At 72.1% G+C, this 19,132-nt stretch carries 19 protein-coding genes; 8 read left to right on the forward strand and 11 right to left on the reverse strand.

Going from position 1 to position 19,132, the window contains the following annotated elements; translation table 11 throughout:
* Positions 1 to 191 precede the first annotated feature (191 nt).
* On the forward strand, positions 192 to 521 hold the full coding sequence (locus AMK27_RS25150) for an ATP/GTP-binding protein (protein WP_073912461.1): 330 nt from the start codon (positions 192 to 194) through the stop codon (positions 519 to 521).
* Between the two features lie 25 nt (positions 522 to 546).
* Here the strand turns inward: AMK27_RS25150 and AMK27_RS25155 are convergent, their stop codons facing one another.
* From AMK27_RS25155 to mce, 7 genes are all read right to left on the reverse strand, one after another.
* Positions 547 to 1,383, reverse strand: a complete 837-nt coding sequence (locus tag AMK27_RS25155) for an ABC transporter permease (protein ID WP_073912462.1) — start codon at positions 1,381 to 1,383, stop codon at positions 547 to 549.
* On the reverse strand, positions 1,380 to 2,537 hold the full coding sequence (locus AMK27_RS25160; protein WP_073912465.1) for an ABC transporter ATP-binding protein: 1,158 nt from the start codon (positions 2,535 to 2,537) through the stop codon (positions 1,380 to 1,382). Before AMK27_RS25160 ends, AMK27_RS25155 begins: the two co-directional genes overlap by 4 nt.
* Positions 2,538 to 2,739: 202 nt before the next feature.
* Complete coding sequence (locus AMK27_RS25165; protein ID WP_073912467.1) at positions 2,740 to 3,519, reverse strand: ABC transporter permease; 780 nt, start codon at positions 3,517 to 3,519, stop codon at positions 2,740 to 2,742.
* Positions 3,520 to 3,522: 3 nt separating this feature from the next.
* Positions 3,523 to 4,491 carry an ABC transporter ATP-binding protein gene (locus tag AMK27_RS25170; RefSeq protein ID WP_073912469.1) on the reverse strand — a complete coding sequence of 323 codons (969 nt, stop codon included), beginning with the start codon at positions 4,489 to 4,491 and terminating at the stop codon, positions 3,523 to 3,525.
* Between the two features lie 164 nt (positions 4,492 to 4,655).
* On the reverse strand, positions 4,656 to 5,591 hold the full coding sequence (locus AMK27_RS25175) for a cellulose-binding protein (protein WP_030321132.1): 936 nt from the start codon (positions 5,589 to 5,591) through the stop codon (positions 4,656 to 4,658).
* A 114-nt stretch (positions 5,592 to 5,705) separates the two neighbouring features.
* A complete protein-coding gene (scy, locus tag AMK27_RS25180) occupies positions 5,706 to 10,229 on the reverse strand; it encodes a polarized growth protein Scy (protein WP_079188585.1) in 4,524 nt (1,507 codons plus the stop codon).
* 211 nt (positions 10,230 to 10,440) lie between these two features.
* A complete protein-coding gene (mce, locus tag AMK27_RS25185) occupies positions 10,441 to 10,893 on the reverse strand; it encodes a methylmalonyl-CoA epimerase (RefSeq protein ID WP_073912475.1) in 453 nt (150 codons plus the stop codon).
* Between the two features lie 137 nt (positions 10,894 to 11,030).
* Here mce and AMK27_RS25190 point away from each other — a divergent pair, with 137 nt between their 5' ends.
* Complete coding sequence (locus AMK27_RS25190) at positions 11,031 to 12,233, forward strand: acetyl-CoA C-acetyltransferase (RefSeq protein ID WP_073912478.1); 1,203 nt, start codon at positions 11,031 to 11,033, stop codon at positions 12,231 to 12,233.
* Between the two features lie 35 nt (positions 12,234 to 12,268).
* Positions 12,269 to 13,225 (forward strand): methylmalonyl Co-A mutase-associated GTPase MeaB, encoded by a 957-nt coding sequence (gene meaB, locus AMK27_RS25195; RefSeq protein ID WP_073912481.1) that lies wholly within the window; start codon positions 12,269 to 12,271, stop codon positions 13,223 to 13,225.
* A 111-nt stretch (positions 13,226 to 13,336) separates the two neighbouring features.
* Here meaB and AMK27_RS25200 read toward each other — a convergent pair whose 3' ends face one another.
* From AMK27_RS25200 to AMK27_RS25215, 4 genes are all read right to left on the reverse strand, one after another.
* On the reverse strand, positions 13,337 to 13,813 hold the full coding sequence (locus AMK27_RS25200; RefSeq protein ID WP_073912482.1) for a MarR family winged helix-turn-helix transcriptional regulator: 477 nt from the start codon (positions 13,811 to 13,813) through the stop codon (positions 13,337 to 13,339).
* A gap of 83 nt (positions 13,814 to 13,896) precedes the next feature.
* The gene (locus tag AMK27_RS25205; RefSeq protein WP_073912485.1) at positions 13,897 to 14,682 is read right to left on the reverse strand and encodes an AIM24 family protein; all 786 of its coding nucleotides are present in this window, start codon (positions 14,680 to 14,682) and stop codon (positions 13,897 to 13,899) included.
* Positions 14,679 to 15,329 carry an AIM24 family protein gene (locus AMK27_RS25210; RefSeq protein ID WP_073912486.1) on the reverse strand — a complete coding sequence of 217 codons (651 nt, stop codon included), beginning with the start codon at positions 15,327 to 15,329 and terminating at the stop codon, positions 14,679 to 14,681. The genes AMK27_RS25205 and AMK27_RS25210 overlap by 4 nt, the downstream gene beginning before the upstream one ends.
* Positions 15,329 to 15,967, reverse strand: a complete 639-nt coding sequence (locus tag AMK27_RS25215) for an AIM24 family protein (RefSeq protein WP_041662875.1) — start codon at positions 15,965 to 15,967, stop codon at positions 15,329 to 15,331. The genes AMK27_RS25210 and AMK27_RS25215 overlap by 1 nt, the downstream gene beginning before the upstream one ends.
* A 107-nt stretch (positions 15,968 to 16,074) precedes the next feature.
* On the opposite strand from AMK27_RS25215, the gene AMK27_RS25220 reads away from it, so the two are divergent.
* The 5 genes from AMK27_RS25220 to AMK27_RS25240 all read left to right on the forward strand — a co-directional run bounded on the left by AMK27_RS25220 (position 16,075) and on the right by AMK27_RS25240 (position 19,076).
* Entirely contained in the window at positions 16,075 to 16,428 is a 354-nt protein-coding gene (locus AMK27_RS25220; protein ID WP_073912489.1) for a DUF3817 domain-containing protein, read from the forward strand.
* Entirely contained in the window at positions 16,425 to 16,721 is a 297-nt protein-coding gene (locus AMK27_RS25225; RefSeq protein ID WP_073912490.1) for an MTH1187 family thiamine-binding protein, read from the forward strand. Before AMK27_RS25220 ends, AMK27_RS25225 begins: the two co-directional genes overlap by 4 nt.
* A 203-nt stretch (positions 16,722 to 16,924) precedes the next feature.
* A complete protein-coding gene (locus tag AMK27_RS25230; protein ID WP_073912493.1) occupies positions 16,925 to 17,647 on the forward strand; it encodes a hypothetical protein in 723 nt (240 codons plus the stop codon).
* Between the two features lie 80 nt (positions 17,648 to 17,727).
* A complete protein-coding gene (locus AMK27_RS25235; RefSeq protein WP_073913210.1) occupies positions 17,728 to 18,387 on the forward strand; it encodes a DUF4166 domain-containing protein in 660 nt (219 codons plus the stop codon).
* Positions 18,384 to 19,076: a TetR/AcrR family transcriptional regulator gene (locus AMK27_RS25240; RefSeq protein WP_073912495.1), complete on the forward strand. Its 693-nt coding sequence runs from the start codon at positions 18,384 to 18,386 to the stop codon at positions 19,074 to 19,076. The genes AMK27_RS25235 and AMK27_RS25240 overlap by 4 nt, the downstream gene beginning before the upstream one ends.
* Positions 19,077 to 19,132 lie beyond the last annotated feature (56 nt).

A 19,132-nucleotide genomic window follows, 5' to 3' on the forward strand; every position in this document is an offset into this window, starting at 1 on the left:
GCCTCCTCTGCGGCCGACGCGTAACTCCCCTCGCACTGGCACCAACGTCTGACACGTGCCAAAGGCAACGGCCGTTCATGAAGTTCTTGCGATTTTCGGCTAAGCCGCCGCGGTCGGGGCCCGGGGCACCGCATCGCGGCCCGTAGGCTTGAGGGAACGGTCCGTGTTCCCAGACCCCGTGAGGTGTGCCCGTGTCCCCGCGCCACAACCGTTCCCGAGGCGGCGAGAAGCCCGAGCAGCAGCCGGGCGACCACGGCGACCGGTACGGCGGCGTGCAGCGTACCGAGACCTGGCAGGGCGAGGAGTGGTACGTCCGCCTCGTCGCCGGGGCGAGCGCGCCCGGCAAGCGCTACCGCTGCCCCGGCTGCGACCAGGAGATCCCGGGCGGCGCCCCGCACGTCGTCGCCTGGCCCGAGTACGGGGGAGTGGACGACCGGCGGCACTGGCACAAGGCCTGCTGGAACGCGAAGGACCGCCGCACCAGCAGGGTGCAGCGGTCCAGGAACGCGCCGAAGTACTGAGCAGGGGAGACGGCCCAGCCGCGGGTCACACGTCCCGGCTGTTCAGCAGGGCGTACGCGCCGGCCAGCGCGACCCCGGCGACCCCGGTCATGATCAGCAGCGGCTCCCAGCCCGCGGGGCCGTCGTCGCCGAACGGCGGCTGCGCGGCGTACAGCGCGATCATCTGCGAGGGGATCGCGTACGTGAAGAGCCACTCCTGGACCGACTTCAGCGCCTCCGAGAACATGAACATGGCCGCCACCAGCGGCAGCAGCAGCACACCGATCATCACCGTGATCGCACCGGCCGAGTGCCGGATCAGCGTGCCGAGCGCCAGCGAGAGCAGCCCGAGCGTCGCGAGATAGGCGCCCGCGCCGACCGTCGCCCGCAGCCACTCGCCCGCCGTCGGGGCGTCCGCCGTGTCCACCAGGGCGACCTGTCCCGCACCCACGAGCGCGGCGACCACCGTCGTCACCGTGAAGACGAGCAGGAAGAAGACGATCGCCTTCGCCGTGAGCACCCGGGCCCGGCTCGGGCAGGCCGTCAGGGTCGTGCGGATCATGCCGGTGCCGTACTCGGAGGCGATGGTCAGCACGCCGAGGGTGATCACGCAGATCGAGGCCGGCAGCATGCCGAAGAAGCCGAAGCCGAGGGCGGACTCCTCGCCCATCGGGGCCTCGGAGCTCGCGGCGATCGCCGCCACCCCCAGGCCGATGAGCAGCATCAGCAGGACCATGACGCCGAGCGTCCACAGCGTCGAACGCACCGAGCGGATCTTCGTCCACTCGGAGGCGAGGGCGTCACCGAGGGTCGCCCTGCGCACCGGGATGGGGGAGACGTAGGAGTGCGGCGCCGGAGCGTGGTGCGGGGCGGGGGCGGTCATCGGGCGTCCTTGGTGGTGTCGCTCGGCTGAGGGGCGGCCTGCTGCGGGGCGGCCGGAGGGGCGTACGGGCCCGGCGCGGGAGCCTGGCCGGGCGCCCCCGCGTACGGGTTCTGTCCGGGCGGCGGCGGGGCGTACCAGCCCTGCTGCGGCACGTCCTGCACCACCGGCTGCTGCGGCGGCACGCCGTACCCCGGGTGGCCGGGCTGCTGCGGCGGCTGCAGGTGCGCGAGCCGGTCGTCGGTGGAGCGGTAGTCCACCGCGCCCTGCGTCAGGCGCATGTACGCCTCCTCGAGGGAGGCCTGGTGCGGCGACAGCTCCCAGAGCCGTACGTCCGCGCCGTGCGCGAGGTCGCTGATCCGCGGCAGCGGCAGGCCCGTCACACGCAGCGCGCCGTCCGGCTCCGACATCACCTGGCCGCCGGCCTCCACGAGGGCCGCCGTCAGCTTCTCCCGCTGACCCGGATCGGTCTGGGGGGTCCGCACCCGGGCGAAGTCGGCGGAGTTCGCCGAGATGAAGTCCGTGACGCTCATGTCCGCGAGCAGCTGCCCGCGGCCGATCACGATCAGATGGTCGGCGGTGAGGGCCATCTCGCTCATGAGGTGGCTGGAGACGAAGACCGTCCGCCCCTCGGCGGCCAGCTTCTTCATCAGGTTGCGGACCCAGAGGATGCCCTCCGGGTCCAGGCCGTTGACCGGCTCGTCGAAGAGCAGCACCTGCGGGTCGCCGAGGAGCGCCGCCGCGATGCCCAGCCGCTGGCCCATGCCGAGCGAGAAGCCCTTGGAGCGCCGCTTGGCCACGTCCTGGAGGCCGACGACCCCGAGGACCTCGTCGACGCGCTGCGCCGGGATGCCGGCGAGCTGCGCGAGCGACAGCAGATGGCTGCGCGCGCTCCGCCCGCCGTGCACGGCCTTCGCGTCGAGGAGCGCGCCGACCTGACGGGGCGCGTTCGGCAGCTGCCGGAAGGGGTGGCCGCCGATCGTGACATGGCCCGCGGTGGGCTGGTCGAGTCCCAGGATCATGCGCATCGTGGTCGACTTGCCGGACCCGTTGGGCCCCAGGAATCCGGTGACGACACCGGGCCTCACCTGGAAGGAAAGGTTGTACACGGCCGTCTTGGCGCCGTAGCGCTTCGTCAGGCCGACTGCCTCGATCATTCTCCAGCCCCATCGACAGGTCGGTCGCACCATGGTCGGGGCGTGGCGGCCGTCGGCCGGAGCCCCCCGTATGAGCTAGGAGCTTATCCAGCCATTGACGGTTCCGGCGAAGTGGAGACGGCCTCCGCGCGGTCGTCGGGGAAACGTCAGGGGAAAACGTCAGGGTTCCCCCAGGGATCCTGACGTCCGATCCCGCGTCGCCTCAGGCGTCCCGCTTCTTCATCACCAGGTAGCCGCCGGCCAGCGCGGCCACCACCCAGATCACCATGATCCCCAGACCGGCCCAGGGGCCGTACGGAGCCTCCTCCGTGTTCATGGCGTCGGGGACGACCTGCATGATCTTCGATCCGGCCTGGTCGGGGAAGTAGCGGGCCACCTCCTTGGCCTTCGGCACGGCCGCCAGGATCTGCGAGACCAGGAAGAAGAACGGCATCAGGATGCCGAGCGACAGCATCGACGAGCGCAGCATCGCCGCCACGCCCATGGAGAACAGGGCGATGAGGCCCATGTAGAGGCCGCCGCCGATCACCGCCCGCAGCACGTTGTCGTCGCCGATCGAGGCCCGGTGCTCGCCGAGCAGCGCCTGCCCCAGGAAGAAGGAGAGGAAGCTCGTCGCGAGACCCACGGCGAACGCGAGGCCGCCCGCCACCGTGATCTTCGAGAACAGGAAGGTCGCGCGCTGCGGCACGGCCGCGAGGGAGGTGCGGATCATGCCCGAGGAGTACTCGGTCCCCACCACCAGGACACCGAAGACCACCATCGCCAGCTGCCCCAGGGTCATCCCGAAGAAGCTGACCAGGGTCGGGTCGAAGGTGGCCCGCTCGACCTCGCTCAGGTCGTCGAAGGTCGAGTTGAACACGGCGGACAGCGCCGCGCCGATCGCCACCGTGACGATCAGGGCGCTCGCCAGCGTCCAGACGGTCGACGACACCGTCCGGATCTTGGTCCACTCGGACTGCAGGACCGCGGATACCGCTGCCATGGTTCAGGCTCCCTGGGAGGTCGTGCCCCACTGGGGGCCGGGCGCCGGGGCGCCACCGTGTACATCGGTGCCGTGCGCGTGGTACTCCACCGCACTCGCCGTCATCTGCATGAAGGCCTCTTCGAGCGACGCGCGCTGGGAGCTCAGCTCGTGCAGGACGAGCCCGTTCTCGGCGGCGAGTTCACCCAGCTTCTCGGTCGTCGCCCCGTCCACCTCCAGGTTGCCGCTGCCCGCCTCCACGGCGACGAACCCGTGGGCGTGCAGCACGTCCCTGAGCCGCTCCTGCTGCGGCGAGCGCAGCCGTACATAACTCCGGGAATTCTCCTGGATGAAATCCGCCATCGACGTGTCGGCCAGCAGCTTTCCCTGTCCGATCACGATCAGGTGATCGGCCGTCAGGGCCATTTCACTCATCAGATGGCTGGAAACGAAGATCGTCCGGCCCTCGGCCGCCAACGCCTTCATCAGATTGCGGATCCAGTGAATTCCCTCGGGGTCCAGACCATTGACGGGTTCGTCGAACATCAGGATCTCGGGATCGCCGAGCAGCGCCGACGCGATGCCGAGGCGCTGCCCCATACCGAGGGAGAAACCTTTCGACTTCTTCCGCGCGACCGGTGTCAGACCCACCAGGTCCAGCACCTCGCCCACCCGGCGTTCCGGGATGCGGTTCGACTGCGCCAGGCACAGCAGGTTGTTGTAGGCGGAGCGGCCGCCGTTCATCGCCTTCGCGTCGAGCAGCGCGCCGATGTACTTCAGCGGCTCCTCGAGCTCCCGGTAGTGCTTGCCGTCGATCCGGACCGTCCCGCTCGTCGGGTTGTCCAGGTCCAGCATCATCCGCATCGTCGTGGACTTGCCCGCCCCGTTGGGCCCGAGGAAGCCCGTGATCACCCCAGGACGCACCTGGAAGGAGAGATGGTCGACCGCGGTCTTCGCCCCGTATCGCTTGGTCAGGCCCTCAAGCTCGATCATGCGTCCCAACCTACGGGTGCGCAAAACCCCCCGCCACCGGAATGACGGGGGGTTCTGGGGAACGCTGCGAACTCGTTACCGCTTGTGTGTCAGGTCGACGGTCACGACCCGGACGGCCGTACGGGGGGCGGCCGTACGCGTGACAGGCGTACGCGTGACGGGCGTCAGCGGGACTGCTGGGCCGGGACACCGGCCGGGCGCTCGTCGTCGATCGGCGAGCCGGCCGCCGCCACCGCGGCACCGGTCAGCGTCGCCAGCATCTCGCGGACGTTGGTCAGCTGGGCGTTGATCGAGTCCCGGCGGTTCGTCAGCGCCGCGAGCTCGCGCTCCGATTCGCTGCGGATCCGGTCGGCCTTGGCGTTCGCGTCGGCCACGATGTCCTCGGCCTGGCGCTGCGCCGTCTCCACCGTCTGACGGGCCCGGCGCTCCGCGTCCGTGCGCAGCTTCTCGGCCTCCAGGCGGAGCTGCTCGGCGCGGTGCTCGATCTCGGCGAGGCGCTTCTCGGCCTTGGCCTGACGCGAGGCCAGGTCGCGCTCCGACTGCTCGCGGCGCTTGGCCAGGTTGGTCTCGAAGTCCGCGGCGGCCTGGGCGGCCTTGGCGCGGGTCTCCTCGAAGAGGGCGTCCGCCTCCTCGCGCTTCGACTGGGCGTCCTTCTGCGCCTCGGCGCGCAGCGTGTTGGCCTCGCCCTGCGCCTTCTCGACGATGCGGACGCCCTCGTCCTCGGCCTTCGACTTGCGCTCGGCCGCGAAGGACTCCGCGTCGTTGCGCACCTGCTGGGCGGCCGACTCGGCCAGCTCGCGGTGCTGCTCGGCGGCGCGACGGGCCTCCTCACGCAGGTCCTTCGCCTCCTCCTCGGCGAGCCGGAGGATCTTCTCGACCCGGGCGCCGAGCCCCGCGTACGACGGCTCGGCGTCGGTGACCTGCGCCTGGGCGTTCTGCGTCTCGAGGTGGAGTTCCTCGATGCGCTTCTCCAGGGAGGTGATGCGGGACAGCGCACTGTCGCGGTCGGAAACGAGCTTGGTAATGCGGTCGTCCACCTGACCGCGGTCGTAACCGCGCCGCACGAGCTCGAAGCCGAAGGGGGAGGATGTGTCGCTCATGGGTTTCCTGTCGAATGAGACCGGTGAGGTGTTAGAGGGAATCCTAGGGGCCGAAGCGGCGTGTCATCGAGCGTATGCCCGTTTGATCTGGAGAATGTCCAGCCTTTTGAGTGGCTAGCCGTCCTGGGACTTGCCACTCGAACGAGTGGAGCCGGCCGACGCACCCGCCTTGGCACCCACTGCCCCGGCGGACTTGGCACCGGCGGACGGAGTCTCGAAAGACTCCAACGCCTCCAGCACGTCCTGGACACGGGAGATCTCGGCATTGATGTCCTTGCGGCGCCGCACGAGCACTTCCAGTTCGCGCTGGCCCTCCTCGATGGTCTGCTCCGCCTCGGACCGGGCCTCCGCCAGTACCCGCTCGGCCTCGGCCTTGATGCCCTCGGCCTCCGCGACCAGTGAGGCCTTCTTCTGCTCGGCCTCCTTGAGGAGCGCCTCGGCCTTGCGGACCGCGGCGATCCGGACCTTGCTGGCCTCCGAACTCGCCTCGGAGACCAGCTCCTTGGCCTTCTCGTCGGCCTCGGCCCGCTGTTCTGTCGCGGCCTTCATCAGGTTGTCGACCCGCTCGCCCGCCGTCTTCATCTGCTCGGCGCTCTCGCGGCGCGCCCGCTCGTGCAGCTCCTCGATCTCGCCCTCGATCCGGCCCCGCAGCTCCTCGGCCCGCTCCCTTATGGCCGTCGCGTCGCCGCGTGCCCCGACCAGGAGCTCGTCCGCGTCGGTACGGGCCTTCTCCACCAGCGAGTTGCCCTCGACGGTCGCCTCGGCGACGATCCGCTCGGCCTCCTTGCGGGCGGCGCCGACCATCAGGTCGGCCTGCGCCTCGGCCTCGGTGGTGGCGCGCAGCGCCTCCTCCTGGGCCTTGCCGATGAGCTGGTCGGCCTGCTCGGCCGCGTCCGAACGCTTCCGGGCACCGGCCTCCCGCGCCTCGTCGAGCGTCCGGTCCGCCTCCGCGCGGGCCTCCGAGCGCATCTGCTCGGCGGCCGCCTCGGCGGCGGCCTTGAGCCGCTCCGACTCGGTACGGATCCGCTCGGCGTCCTGCTGGGCGGAGCCCACGGTCGCCTCGGCCTCGGCCTGCGCCTCCGCCGTGACGGCGTCGGCGAGTTCACCGGCCTCGCGGGTGAGCCGCTCGGCCTCGGCGGTCGCCTCGGCGACGAGCCGCTCTGCCTCGGCGGCCGTCTCGCGGGTGAGGCGCTCGGCTTCCGAGGTCGCCTCGGCGAGGAGGGCGTCGGCCTGCTCGGCGGCGTCGCTGCGGCGCTTGTCGGCGGCCTTGCGGGCCTCGTCGAGGACCTGCTCGCCGTCGGCCAGGGCGGCGTTCCGCAGGGCCTGCGCGTGCGCCTCCCCGTCGATCTTGACCTGTTCGGCCTCGGTGCGGAGGCGTCGGGCGTCCTGCTCGGTGGTCTCCATGAGCTCGACCGCCTCGGCGGTGAGCCGCTCCGCTTCGGCGGCCGTCTCGCGGGTGAGGCGCTCGGCTTCCGAGGTCGCCTCGGCGAGGAGGGCGTCGGCCTGTTCGGCGGCGTCGCTGCGGCGCTTGTCGGCGGCCTTGCGGGCCTCGTCGAGGACCTGCTCGCCGTCGGCGACCGCGGCCGCGCGCAGCGCTTCCGCGTGCGCCTCGGCGTCCGCCTTGACCTGTTCGGCCTCGGTGCGGAGGCGCCGGGCGTCCTGCTCGGTGGTCTCCATCAGCTCGACCGCCTCGGCGGTGAGCCGCTCCGCTTCGGCGGCCGTCTCGCGGGTGAGCCGCTCGGCCTCCGAGGTCGCCTCGGCGAGGAGCGCGTCGGCCTGCTCGGCCGCGTCGCCGCGACGCTTGTCCGCCGCCTGACGCGCCTCGTCCAGGGCCTGCTCCGCCTCGGCGGCGATCCGGTCCGCCTCCGTACGGGCCTCGCCGACGACCGCCTCGGCGCGCTCGGCGGCCTCCGAGCGGATCCGGTTCGCGTCGTCGCGGGCGTCGGCCCGGGTACGGGCCGCGTCCTGCTCGGACGCGGCGAGCGAATCCGACACCTCGGTACGCACCCGCTGCGCGTACTCGGCGGTGTCCGCCCGCAGCTTCTCCGACTCGGCGATCGCGTCGGAGACCGTCCGCTCGGCCAGCGCCTTCGCGGCGTCCGTCTCCTCCTGCGCACGCGTCCGCGTGCGGGCGGCGTCCTCGGACGCCCGCTCCCGCTCCTCGAAGGCGTCGGCGCGGACCCGGTCCGCCTCCTCCTGCGCCTCGGAACGCGTCCGCTCGGCCGCGTGCTCGGCGGCGCTGCGCAGCCCGGTGACCTCCTCCTCGGCCTGCTCGCGCAGACCCGCCACCGAGTCCCGTACCTCCTGGGCGGCCCGCGAGGCCGCGGCGACCGTCTCGGTCGCCCGCGCGTCCGCCTCCTCGACCAGGCGCTGCGCCTCGACCTGCGCGTCCTCCACGCGCTTGCGGGCCGCGGCGAGCAGCTCCTCGGACTGCGCGCGGGCGTGCTCGCGCTCCCGGCCGGCCTCGGAACGGGCCGACTCGAGCGTCTCCTCGGCCTCCCGGCGACGCCGGACGGCCTCCTCCTGGGCGGCGGCCAGCGCCTCCGCGGCCTCGGTGGCCACCCGCTCGGCCGCGGCGGCGGCCTCGGCCCGTACCCGGTCGGCGGTCTCCTGGGCCTCCGAGCGCAGCCGCTCGGCCTCCTCGGCGGCCTCCTTGCGGAGCCGTCCTGCGGCGCCCTCGGCCTCGGTACGGGTGGTGGACGCGTCCGACGCGGCCTCGGCGCGCAGCCGCTCGGCCTCCTGCTCGGCCTGCTCCCGGAGCGTACGGATGCGCTCCGCGGCCTCGGTCCGCAGCCGCTCCGTCTCCTCGGCGGCCTCGCGCCGGATCAGCTCGCCCTCGGCACGCGCGTCGGTGAGCTCCTCCCCGGCCGCCGCGACCTTCGCCTCGGCGTCGGTGTGCAGCCGGGTCAGCTCCGCGGCGGCCTCGGCGCGGCGGGCCTCGGCGGCCCGCTCGGCGTCGGCGCGCAGCCCGGCCGCGGCCTCCTCGGCCGCCGCCTTGACCGCCTCGGCCTGCTCCTCGGCCTCGGCGCGCAGCCGCTCGGCCTCGGCGCGGGTCCGCTCCAGGGTCTCCTCGGCCTGGGTCCGGAGCGTCTGGGCGCGCTCCATGGCCTCGGACTTGACCCGCTCGCTCTCGGCGCCGGCCTTGGCCCGCATCTCGTCGGAGTCGGTCCGGGCCTTGGTGAGGAGCTCCTCGGCGCTGCTGGCCGCCTCCTCGATCTGCTGGACGGCCTCGCGGCGGGCCTCGCCGCGGATCCGCTCGCCCTCCGCGATGGCCTCGGCGCGCAGCTGCTCGGCCTCGCCGCGCAGCCGGCGGGCCTCCTCCTGCAGCTCGACGGTCTTGGCGCGGTACTCCTTCGTGTCGTCCTTCGCCGAACCGAGGAGTTCGTCCGCCTGCTCCTCGGCCTGGGAGCGCAGCCGGTCGATCTCCGCCTCGGTCTCGCGGCGGATCCGCTCGGCCTCCTCGGAGGCCTTGCGGGTGGTCTCCCTGGCGTCCTCTGACGCCTTAGTGAGGATCTCCTCGGCGTTGCGCGCGGCCTTGGCGAGCGCGGCGGCGGAGTCCTCCGCGGCGACCGTACGGGCCTTCTCGGAGGCCTCGGTGACGAGCTTCTCCGCCTCGGCGGTCGCCTCGCGCAGCTTCTCCGCGGCCTCGGCCTTGAGCGCCTCGGCGTCCTTGGTGGCCTCGCCGACCAGCCGGGCGATCTCGGTCTTCGCGGTGCGGGTGCGCTGCTCGTTGACCGACTCGGCGGTGGCGAGCTGCTTGGCGGCGGTCTCCTTGGCCTCGTTGAGGGCCTTCTCGGCCTCCGCGCGCGCGACGCGCAGCCTCTCCTCGGCCTCCTGCATGCGCTGCTCGGCGGCGCGGGAGAGCTCGGTGGCCTGACGGCGGGCCTGGTCGGTCTCGGCGGTGGTGGTGGAGCGGAGCTGCTCGGCGTGGCTGGTGGCCTCCTGCGCCTGGCTGGAGGCGGCCCCGAGGAGCCGCTCGGCGTCCTTGCGGGCGCGCAGCAGAATCGCTTCGGCCTCGGCACGGGCGGCCTCGGCCTCGGAGCCGACGCGCCGGCTGGTCTCCTCGGCGAGCCGGGTGGCCTCGGCGCGGGCGGTGGCGAGCGCCTGCTCGGCCTCCGCGCGGGACTCCTCCATGAGCCGGCGGGCCTGGGACTCGGTGCGGGCGCGGAGCTGCTCGGCCCAGGCGACGTTCTCGTTGACGTGCGCCTCGACGGTCTGCCGGCGCTCGCTGAGCTCCTGGTCGAGCTGCTGGCGGCGCTGGACCGCCTCGTTGTGCAGTTCGGCCTGGAGCCGGGACTGGTGCTCCGCGTGCTCCTGGAGGATGCGCTGCGTCTGCGCGCGGGCGTCGCGGAGCTCGCGCTCGGCGTCCTGGCGGAGCTGTTCGGCCTGCGCCTGCGCGTTCCGCAGCAGCTGCTCGGCCTGGTATCCGATGTCCGCGCTGTCGTAGGCGGGCCGGGACGCGATGGTGCGCCGCGCCTCGTGGAGCTTGGCGCGCAAGACCTCGACCTGGTATCCGAGATCCTCGGCGTGCTGAACGGCCTTCTCGCGCTCGGTCTTCAGCCGGTCCATCTCGGCTTCGAACCGGGCGAGATGGTCGTCTTCAGCTCGGTGGCTCTCCTGGCGTTCGTAGCCCCGCACTGCGCGGTCCATCCTTCCCCGAGCTCTTCGAGCAGGGGAGACCCCAACCCTGGTCGCAACTCCGACGAGCCGCCCTCACGGCCGAGGACGGACCCCCGGGGAATCGTGGCAGATCGGACGACCCCGACATCCCGACTACGGTGCCGCACGGAGCGGCCCCGACCGGCCCCGGCCCGGAGTCGCCCACTCTACCGGGCCAGGAATCCGGAGGTCAGTGCTCCGCTGAGGAGTGGTCAGCCGACGGCTCTGCCGAGGTGACCAGTTCCGTGAGGACGCCGTGGCAGTCCTTGGGGTGCAGGAAGGTGATCCGGGAGCCCATGGAGCCGATCCGCGGCTGGTCGTAGAGGACCCGGACGCCCTTGCCCCGGATGTCGTCGGCGTCGGCGTCGACGTCCGCCGTGCCGAAGGCGATGTGGTGCACGCCCTCGCCGTTCTTGGCGAGCCACTTGCCCACCGCGGAGTCCTCCCGGGTCGGCTCCAGGAGCTGGAGGTACGAGGCTCCGCCGTCCGAGGTCTCATTGATCTTGAGCATGGCCTCGCGGACGCCCTGCTCCTCGTTGACCTCGGAGTGGAAGACCTCGAAACCGTACGTGGCACGGTAGAACTCGACAGTCTTGTCCAGGTCGAAACAGGCGATCCCGATGTGGTCGATTCGCGTCAGCATGCCTCCAGTGCAACGCCGTGAGGATGGTTACGCAACGTGCGCGCCGTCACACCGACCGGCCGGTGACCCGGCGGTCCGCCGCTCAGTACATTGGCGGTAAACCCTCGTTCACTTCTCATCCCTAGGGGCCGTGCCTCATGTCTGGAACGACCGGTACCACCTCAGTGATCGTCGCGGGCGCCCGCACGCCCATGGGTCGCCTGCTCGGCTCGCTCAAGTCCTTCTCGGGCGCCGAGCTCGGCGGCTTCGCCATCAAGGCCGCGCTCGACCGGGCCGGCATCGGCGGCGACCAGGTCCAGTACGTGATCATGGGCCAGGTGCTCCAGGCGGGCGCCGGCCAGATCCCCGCCCGCCAGGCCGCGGTCAAGGCCGGCATCCCGATGAACGTCCCCGCGCTCACCATCAACAAGGTGTGCCTGTCGGGCCTCGACGCCATCGCGCTCGCCGACCAGCTGATCCGCGCCGGTGAGTTCGACGTGGTCGTCGCCGGCGGCCAGGAGTCGATGACCAACGCGCCGCACCTGCTGCCGAAGTCCCGCGAGGGCTTCAAGTACGGCGCCATCGAGATGCTCGACGCCATGGCGTACGACGGTCTGACCGACGCCTTCGAGAACATCGCCATGGGCGAGTCCACCGAGAAGCACAACAGCCGTCTGGGCATCCGGCGTCCCGAGCAGGACGAGATCGCCGCGCTCTCGCACCAGCGCGCCGCGGCCGCCCAGAAGAACGGCATCTTCGAGGCCGAGATCACCCCGGTCGAGATCCCGCAGCGCAAGGGCGAGCCGGTCGTCTTCTCCCAGGACGAGGGCATCCGCGCGGAGACCACCGCCGAGTCCCTCGGCAAGCTCCGCCCGGCCTTCGCCAAGGACGGCACCATCACCGCCGGCACCTCCTCGCAGATCTCCGACGGCGCCGCCGCCGTCGTCGTGATGAGCAAGGCCAAGGCCGAGGAGCTGGGCCTGGAGTGGATCGCCGAGATCGGCGCCCACGGCAACGTGGCGGGCCCGGACAACTCGCTCCAGTCGCAGCCGTCCAACGCCATCCTGCACGCGCTGAAGAAGGAGGGCCTGACCGTCGGCGACCTCGACCTGATCGAGATCAACGAGGCCTTCGCCGCGGTGGCCGTCCAGTCAATGAAGGACCTCGGCGTTACCCCCGAGAAGGTGAACGTCAACGGCGGCGCCATCGCCCTCGGCCACCCGATCGGCATGTCCGGCGCCCGCGTGGTGCTGCACCTGGCCCTGGAGCTCAAGCGGCGCGGCGGCGGCATCGGCGCGGCCGCCCTGTGCGGCGGTGGCGGTCAGGGCGACGCGCTGATCGTCCGCGTCGCCGGCAAGTAAGTCACCTCGGCACGGTCAGGCAAGGAGCTCAGCGCATGGTGGACGTCCCCGCTCTGGTCGCCCAGGCACGGGAGGGCCGGCCGCGGGCCGTGGCCCGGCTGATCTCGCTCGTGGAGGGGGCGTCCCCGCAGCTGCGCGAGGTCATGGCGGCGCTCGCGCCGCTCGCCGGCGGCGCGTACGTGGTGGGCCTGACCGGTTCGCCCGGCGTCGGCAAGTCCACGTCGACGTCCGCGCTGGTCTCCGCCTACCGGCGGGCGGGCAAGCGGGTCGGCGTCCTGGCCGTCGACCCGTCGTCGCCGTTCAGCGGCGGGGCGCTCCTCGGCGACCGGGTGCGGATGTCGGACCACGCCTCGGATCCGGGCGTCTACATCCGCTCCATGGCGACCCGCGGTCACCTGGGCGGTCTCGCCTGGTCCGCCCCGCAGGCCGTCCGCGTCCTGGACGCGGCCGGCTGCGAGGTGATCCTCGTGGAGACCGTGGGCGTCGGGCAGTCGGAGGTCGAGATCGCCTCCCAGGCCGACACCTCGGTCGTCCTGCTCGCGCCGGGCATGGGCGACGGGATCCAGGCCGCGAAGGCGGGCATCCTGGAGATCGGCGACGTGTACGTGGTGAACAAGGCCGACCGGGACGGCGCGGACGCCACCGCCCGCGAGCTCAACCACATGCTGGGCCTGGGCGAGGCGCGCGGTCCCGGCGACTGGCGGCCGCCGATCGTCAAGACGGTCGCGGCGCGCGGCGAGGGCGTCGACGAGGTCGTGGAGGCGCTGGAGAAGCACCGCGCCTGGATGGAGGAGCGCGGGGTCCTGGCGGAGCGCCGCCGGGCCCGTGCGGCGCGCGAGGTCGAGACCATCGCGGTCACGGCCCTGCGGGAGCGGATCGGCGATCTGCACGGCGACCGGCGCCTGGACGCGCTCGCGGAGCGGATCGTGGCGGGCGACCTCGATCCGTACGCGGCCTCGGACGAGCTGGTCGCGAGCCTGACGGGCAATTGAGCGGCGCGCGGGCGACGGAGCGGCGCGCGCTGCTCCACGGGTACGAACCAGGGCCTCACCGGGACGACCGGTGGGGCCCTACTTCGTCAGGTCCGCCCGGCGGCGCCGCCGCTACGGCTTGCCGCGCCGGCCGCGCAGCTGGTCCGCGACCGGCTTCAGGGACTCGCGCAGGTCGCCGAGGGCGTCCGTGCCGATCTGGTCGATGAAGTGCTTGCGCACCGACTCGACGTGGTGCGGGGCGACCTTGTGCATGGTCTCCATGCCCGCGTCGGTCAGCACGGCGTACAGTCCGCGGCGGTCGGACTCGCAGTTCTCGCGCCGGACGAGTCCGGCGTTCTCCATGCGGGTGATCTGGTGCGAGAGCCGGCTCTTCGACTGGAGCGTGGCCGCGGCCAGATCGCTCATGCGCAGCCGCCGTTCGGCCGACTCCGAGAGGTTCACGAGGATCTCGTAGTCGTTCATCGTCAGTCCGAAGGGCTGGAGGTCCCGCTCCAGCTGGTACGTCAGCATCCTCTGGACGTCCAGGAATGTGCGCCACGCACACTGCTCGGCGTCGGTGAGCCACGGGGTGGCGGTCTCGGTCTCCATGTATGGATTCTACCTAAGAAGTTGAATACTTGACGAAGTCTGGGAGCGTGCGTTCGAAGACGTCACCCTCCGCAGACTACCGCTCACAGACCGAAGCGACGCTGGAGGTCGCCGAGCTGGCCGGGAAGTCGCGGTACCGAGCCTTGCACAGACTGGCCGGAACCGGGCGATCCATGGCCCCCCGGCACCCCCGCCTGGGCCGGCGGTCCGCCGATCGCGCGGTCCGCCATCAGGATCTCCGTCGACTGCAGCAGGACCGTGCCCGCGCCCACGAACTCGAACTGGTGCTCCTCGCCCGAGGTGCCGCCGATGCCCGTCAGCGCGCGGACGCCGCCCATCACGCCCGTCATGTAGCCGTGGTCGTAGTGGTGGCACGGCGAGGGGCAGTCCGCCCAGCCCACCAGGGCCTGCGGGTCCACCCGCATCGGCGGCTCCATGAAGACCACCGGGCCGTTCGACGCGGCCACGAACTTCCCCGTGCCGATCAGCGTCACGAAGCCCGGCACGATCGACTGCTTCAGGGCCAGCGTCGGCTGGTAGGCGAGCAGGTTTCCGGAACGGATCGTCAGATTGCCCTCGTCGAGGTCGAACGAGTTCACGTCGAAGGCCCGGTCCGCCAGCAGCATCTTCCCGCTGCCCTCGGCCACCACCCAGTCGCTCGCGTGCAGCGGCGAGTGGAAGGACGTCCGGACCAGGCGGTCCAGCCGGCCGTGCCCGATGCCGTTGAACTCGATCCGCCCGTAGTAGGCGATCATCTTGCCCTTCTGCAGGAACCACTGGGAGCCCTTGAGCTCCACGCAGAAGGTGTACGGGTTCACGTTGTCGTCCGACGGCAGGGTCGTCGGGTCGTGGATCACGGGACCGGTCACAGCTTCTCCTCCGAGGCCTGCACGTACACCGCGCCGCTGCCGCTCAGCTCCAGCTGGAACGCCTCGCCCGAGCCGCGCCCCACCATGTCGCGCCAGCCCAGCGCGGTGGAGAGCTTGTTCCGTACGTCGCCGTGGTGGGCCACGTACGCCTGCGGGTCCACGTGGACCGGGCGCCCCGGGGTGATCGGCAGCTCGATGACGCCGCCGTGCGCCATGACGGCCACCGCGCCGTGGCCCTTCAGGGTGGTGGTGAAGAGGCCCTGGCCGGTCACCTGGCCGCGGACCATGCCCATGACGCCGCCCTGCGAGCCCATGAACATGGTGCCCTGCTCCAGGGTGCCGTCGAAGGCGAGGAGGCGGTCGGCCTCCACGTACAGGGTGTCGCCGGTCAGCCCGATCACCTGGATGTGGTGACCGCCGTGCCCGAACATCACGGTGCCGCTGCCCTCGACGGTCATCAGCGGCGTCGCCTCGCCGGCCACCCGGCGGCCGATCATCGACATCACGCCGCCCTGGCCGCCCGCCGTGTTCGGCGTGAAAGTGACGTCGCCGCGGTACGCGAGCATGGCGCCGCGCTGGCTGAACATGCGCTGCCCCGGGATGACGGTCGCCTCGACCATCTTCGAGTTGATCTCGCGGAACGGCACTAGACGTCTCCCCCGATCGTGTTCCGCTCGCTCGGCTGGACGTACACGAGGCCGTCCCCCTCGAAGCGGATCTGGAAGGCCTCGCCGCCGCCCTCGCCCATGAGGGTGCGGAAGGTCACACCCGACTGGAAGTGCTGCTGGAGGTTTCCCTGGTGCGCGATGTACGCGCCGGGGTCGACCTGGAGCGGGTACTGCGGGGTCACCCGCAGCACCACCGCCGGGCCGTCGGACATGATCGCGGCCTGGCCGGTGCCCTCCACGGTGGTGGTGAAGAGGCCGTTGCCGGTGGCCCCGCCGCGCAGGCCCGTGAACGTGGTGCCGGTGCGCAGCCCCGCGTCGGTGCAGAGCAGATTGCTCGCCTCGACCCAGAGCTTGTCGCCGTGGAGCGAGACGAGGTTGATCTCGGAGGCCCGGTCGGCGAACCAGCAGGTCCCCTGGCCGCGTACCTCCATCACCTCCATCTGCTCACCCGTGAGCCGGCGGGTGACCATGCCGCGCAGGCCCTCCCCACCACCGCTCATCTTCTTGAACGCCATCTGGCCGTCGTAGGCGACCATCGAGCCGTTCTTCGCCTTGACGGCGTCGCCGGTCATGGACACGGCGAGCACCTTGCTGCCCTGGAGTCGGAACGTTGCCACCCGCTGAAGGTACTGGGGACCCGGATAAAGAGACAGCAAAGTCGGCGTGCACAATGGACGGGCCCTTGTGCATCCGTTCACAAGATCGAACGAAGGTGACCCCCTCCGTGGACATCAAGACCGCTTCCTCCCTCCACCGGCTCCGGCTCGTCTCCGCGCCGGAGGCCGTCTCGTTCCTGCTCCTGCTGGTCTGCTCGGTGCTCAAGCGGACGACGGACTTCAACGCGGTGCCGGTCATGGGCGCGATCCACGGCGTGCTGTTCATCCTCTACGTGCTCTTCTGGCTGGACGCCTGGAACCGGACCAAGTGGAGCTTCGGGACGGCCGCCCTCTACTTCGCGCTCTCCGTGCTCCCCTTCGGCGGCTTCTACGCCGAGCGCAGGCTCAAGGGCGAGGCCGAGGACGCGGTCGTCGCCTCCCGCGCCCGCGCCGCGGCCGCCGAAGGCGCGGTGAAGGCGTGATCGTCGCGTTCTCCGTCACCCCGCTGGGCGTGGGGGAGGAGGTCGGCGAGTACGTCGCCGACGCCGTCCGCGTCGTCCGCGAGTCCGGGCTCCCGAACCGCACCGACGCGATGTTCACCTCCGTCGAGGGCGAGGACTGGGACCAGGTCATGGACGTCGTGAAGCGCGCGGTCGCCGCCGTCGAGGCGCGGGCCCCGCGGGTCTCCGTGGTCATGAAGGTCGACATCCGCCCCGGTGTCACGGACGGTCTCCACAGCAAGGTCGCCACGGTGGAGCGGTACCTGGAGGGCTGAGGCCCCCGCTCCCGATCCCCGGCGAGAAGCCCCCGGCCCCCCTGCGGAGCCGGGGGCTTCGTCATGCCGGGAGACCTGCGGGGCCCGGGGGCTTCGGCATCCCGGGAGACCCGTCTTGAGCGACTGCTCAAAATCGGCTACCTTCAGCCGCGGGGCAGTTTTGAGCAGTCGCTCAAAATGCCGTACGAGCTGGGGGGACACCCATGGGTCTCTACATCGAGACACAGGTCCGCGCGGACCTGGAGACGCTCTGGGAGCACACGCAGGACCCCGCCCGCCATCAGCGGTGGGACCTGCGGTTCACGGAGATCGCGTACCTTCCGCGCGCCGAGGGCGAGCCCCAGCACTTCCGGTACGCGACACGCGTCCTGCCCTTCCTGGTCGTCGCCGGCACCGGTGTCTCCGCGGGGGAGCGCCACCGGGCCGGCGGCGACCGGGTCTCCGCCCTCCGGTTCTCCTCGCCGCACCCGCTCTCGCTGCTCGCCGAGGGCAGCGGGTACTGGCGCTACGTCCCCACCCGGGACGGCATCCGCTTCCTCACCGGCTACGACTACCGGCCCCGCTGGGGCCGCTCCGGCCGCCTCGCCGACCGGCTCGTGTTCCGGCCCCTCATGGGCTGGGCCACCGCCTGGTCCTTCGACCGGCTGCGGCTCTGGTGCGAGCGGGGCATCACCCCGGAGCGCTCCCGGAACCACTGGCTGCTCGAACTCCTCGCCCGGGTGCTGCTCGTGGCCGTGCCGTGGGCCGCCACCGCGCTGCCCCTGGGGCCTGTGTCGTTCGCCGCCGTGCCGTTCACCGTCCTCGGGATCGCCCTCGCCGTGCTCGTACCGCCCTCGTCGCGCACTCCCGCGGCCCGGCGCTGTCTGCGCACCCCGCCCGCCCGCACCCGGGAGCCCCGGCTCCTCGCCGCCCTGGAGCAGCTGTGACCACGACCGCGCCCTCCACCGCGTCCCCTGCCGAGCCGTCCACCGCTCCGTCCACCGCGCCCTCCATCTTCCGCGCGGCCATGGGGGACGCCGCCTTCGGGCGGCTGCACCCCGAGCTCCAGCGGCGCTTCTCCGTCGGGCTCGCGAGCGGCGAGCTGTGCGTCGGGCGGGGCGTCATGGACCGGATCTGGCACGGCCGGGCCGTGGTGAAGCCGTTCCTCGCGGTCGGCGGGCTGCGGAACATCCTGCTGCCCCGCACCGGACGCGACGTGCCCTTCGTCATCGAGAACGTGCCGTATACGGACTCGTACGGGCGCGAGACCGTCACCTTCGTCCGGACCTTCGCCCTGACCGGCGGCCCCCGGCGCTTCGACGCCACCATGGTCCACAGCCCCGAGCGGGACTGCGTCCTCGACTACCTCGGCACCCACCAGCACCTCGCCAGCGATCTGCACCTGTCCGCCGAGCCCGACGGCTCGCTCCTCATCCGCTCCGGCGAGCACCGGTTCCGCGAGGGCCCGCTGGACGTGCGCGTCCCCGAACTGATCGGCGGCCACGCCGAGGTGCGCGAGTCCTTCGACGAGCGCACGGGCCGCTTCCGCATCGCCGTCCGGGTGGAGAACAGGTACGTCGGCCCCGTCTTCGGCTACGAGGGCTCGTTCGTCGCCGCGTACCGGGACCTACGATCCCGGGGGGTGCGCGCGGGGCTGCGCCCGGTGCGCGAGGAGGTACGGGCATGAGCGGGGACGTCAAGGACCGGCGGGCGGGCGAGCCCCGGGGGCGGGACGCACGCAGCCAGGAGACCCGCGAGAAGCTGCTCGCGGGCGCCCTGCGGACCCTCGTCGAGCAGGGCATCACCAAGGCCTCCGCCCGCACCGTCGCCGCCGCGGCGGGGGTGAACCAGGCCCTCGTCTTCTACCACTTCGGTTCCGTCGACGAACTGCTCGCCGAGGCCTGCCGGTACGGCGCCGAGCAGCGCGTCGCCCGGCACCGCGAGCGGCTCGCCGCGGTCGGCAGCCTCACCGAACTGCTCGCCTTCGGGCGCGAGCTGCACGAGGAGGAGCGGGCGGCCGGCCATGTCGCCTTCCTCGGGCAGCTGCTCGCCGGAGCGCAGGCGCATCCCCGCCTGGCGCCGGCCACGGTCGCGGGTCTCGACCTGTGGATCGCCGAGATCGAGCAGGTGCTCGTCCGGGTCCTGGCGGGGACCCCGTTCGCCGAGTTCACCGACCCCGCCGGGCTCGCCCGCGCGGTCGGCGCCTCGTTCGTCGGCCTCGAACTGTACGAGGGCGTCGATCCGGCGGGCGCCGAGGCGGCCTTCACGGCCCTGGAGCAGCTGGGCGCCCTGATGGCCGCCGTGGAGGAGCTGAACCCCGTCGCCAGAAAGGCCGTCGCCTACACGCTCCGGCGGCAGAGCGCCCGTACCCGATAGCCCGGCCCGGCCGACCAACCCAGTCGGACTACTCCAGTCGACACGCCGATCGTTTG

Origin of the sequence: Streptomyces sp. CB02009 (assembly GCF_001905825.1) — a bacterium.
Classification (GTDB): domain Bacteria; phylum Actinomycetota; class Actinomycetes; order Streptomycetales; family Streptomycetaceae; genus Streptomyces.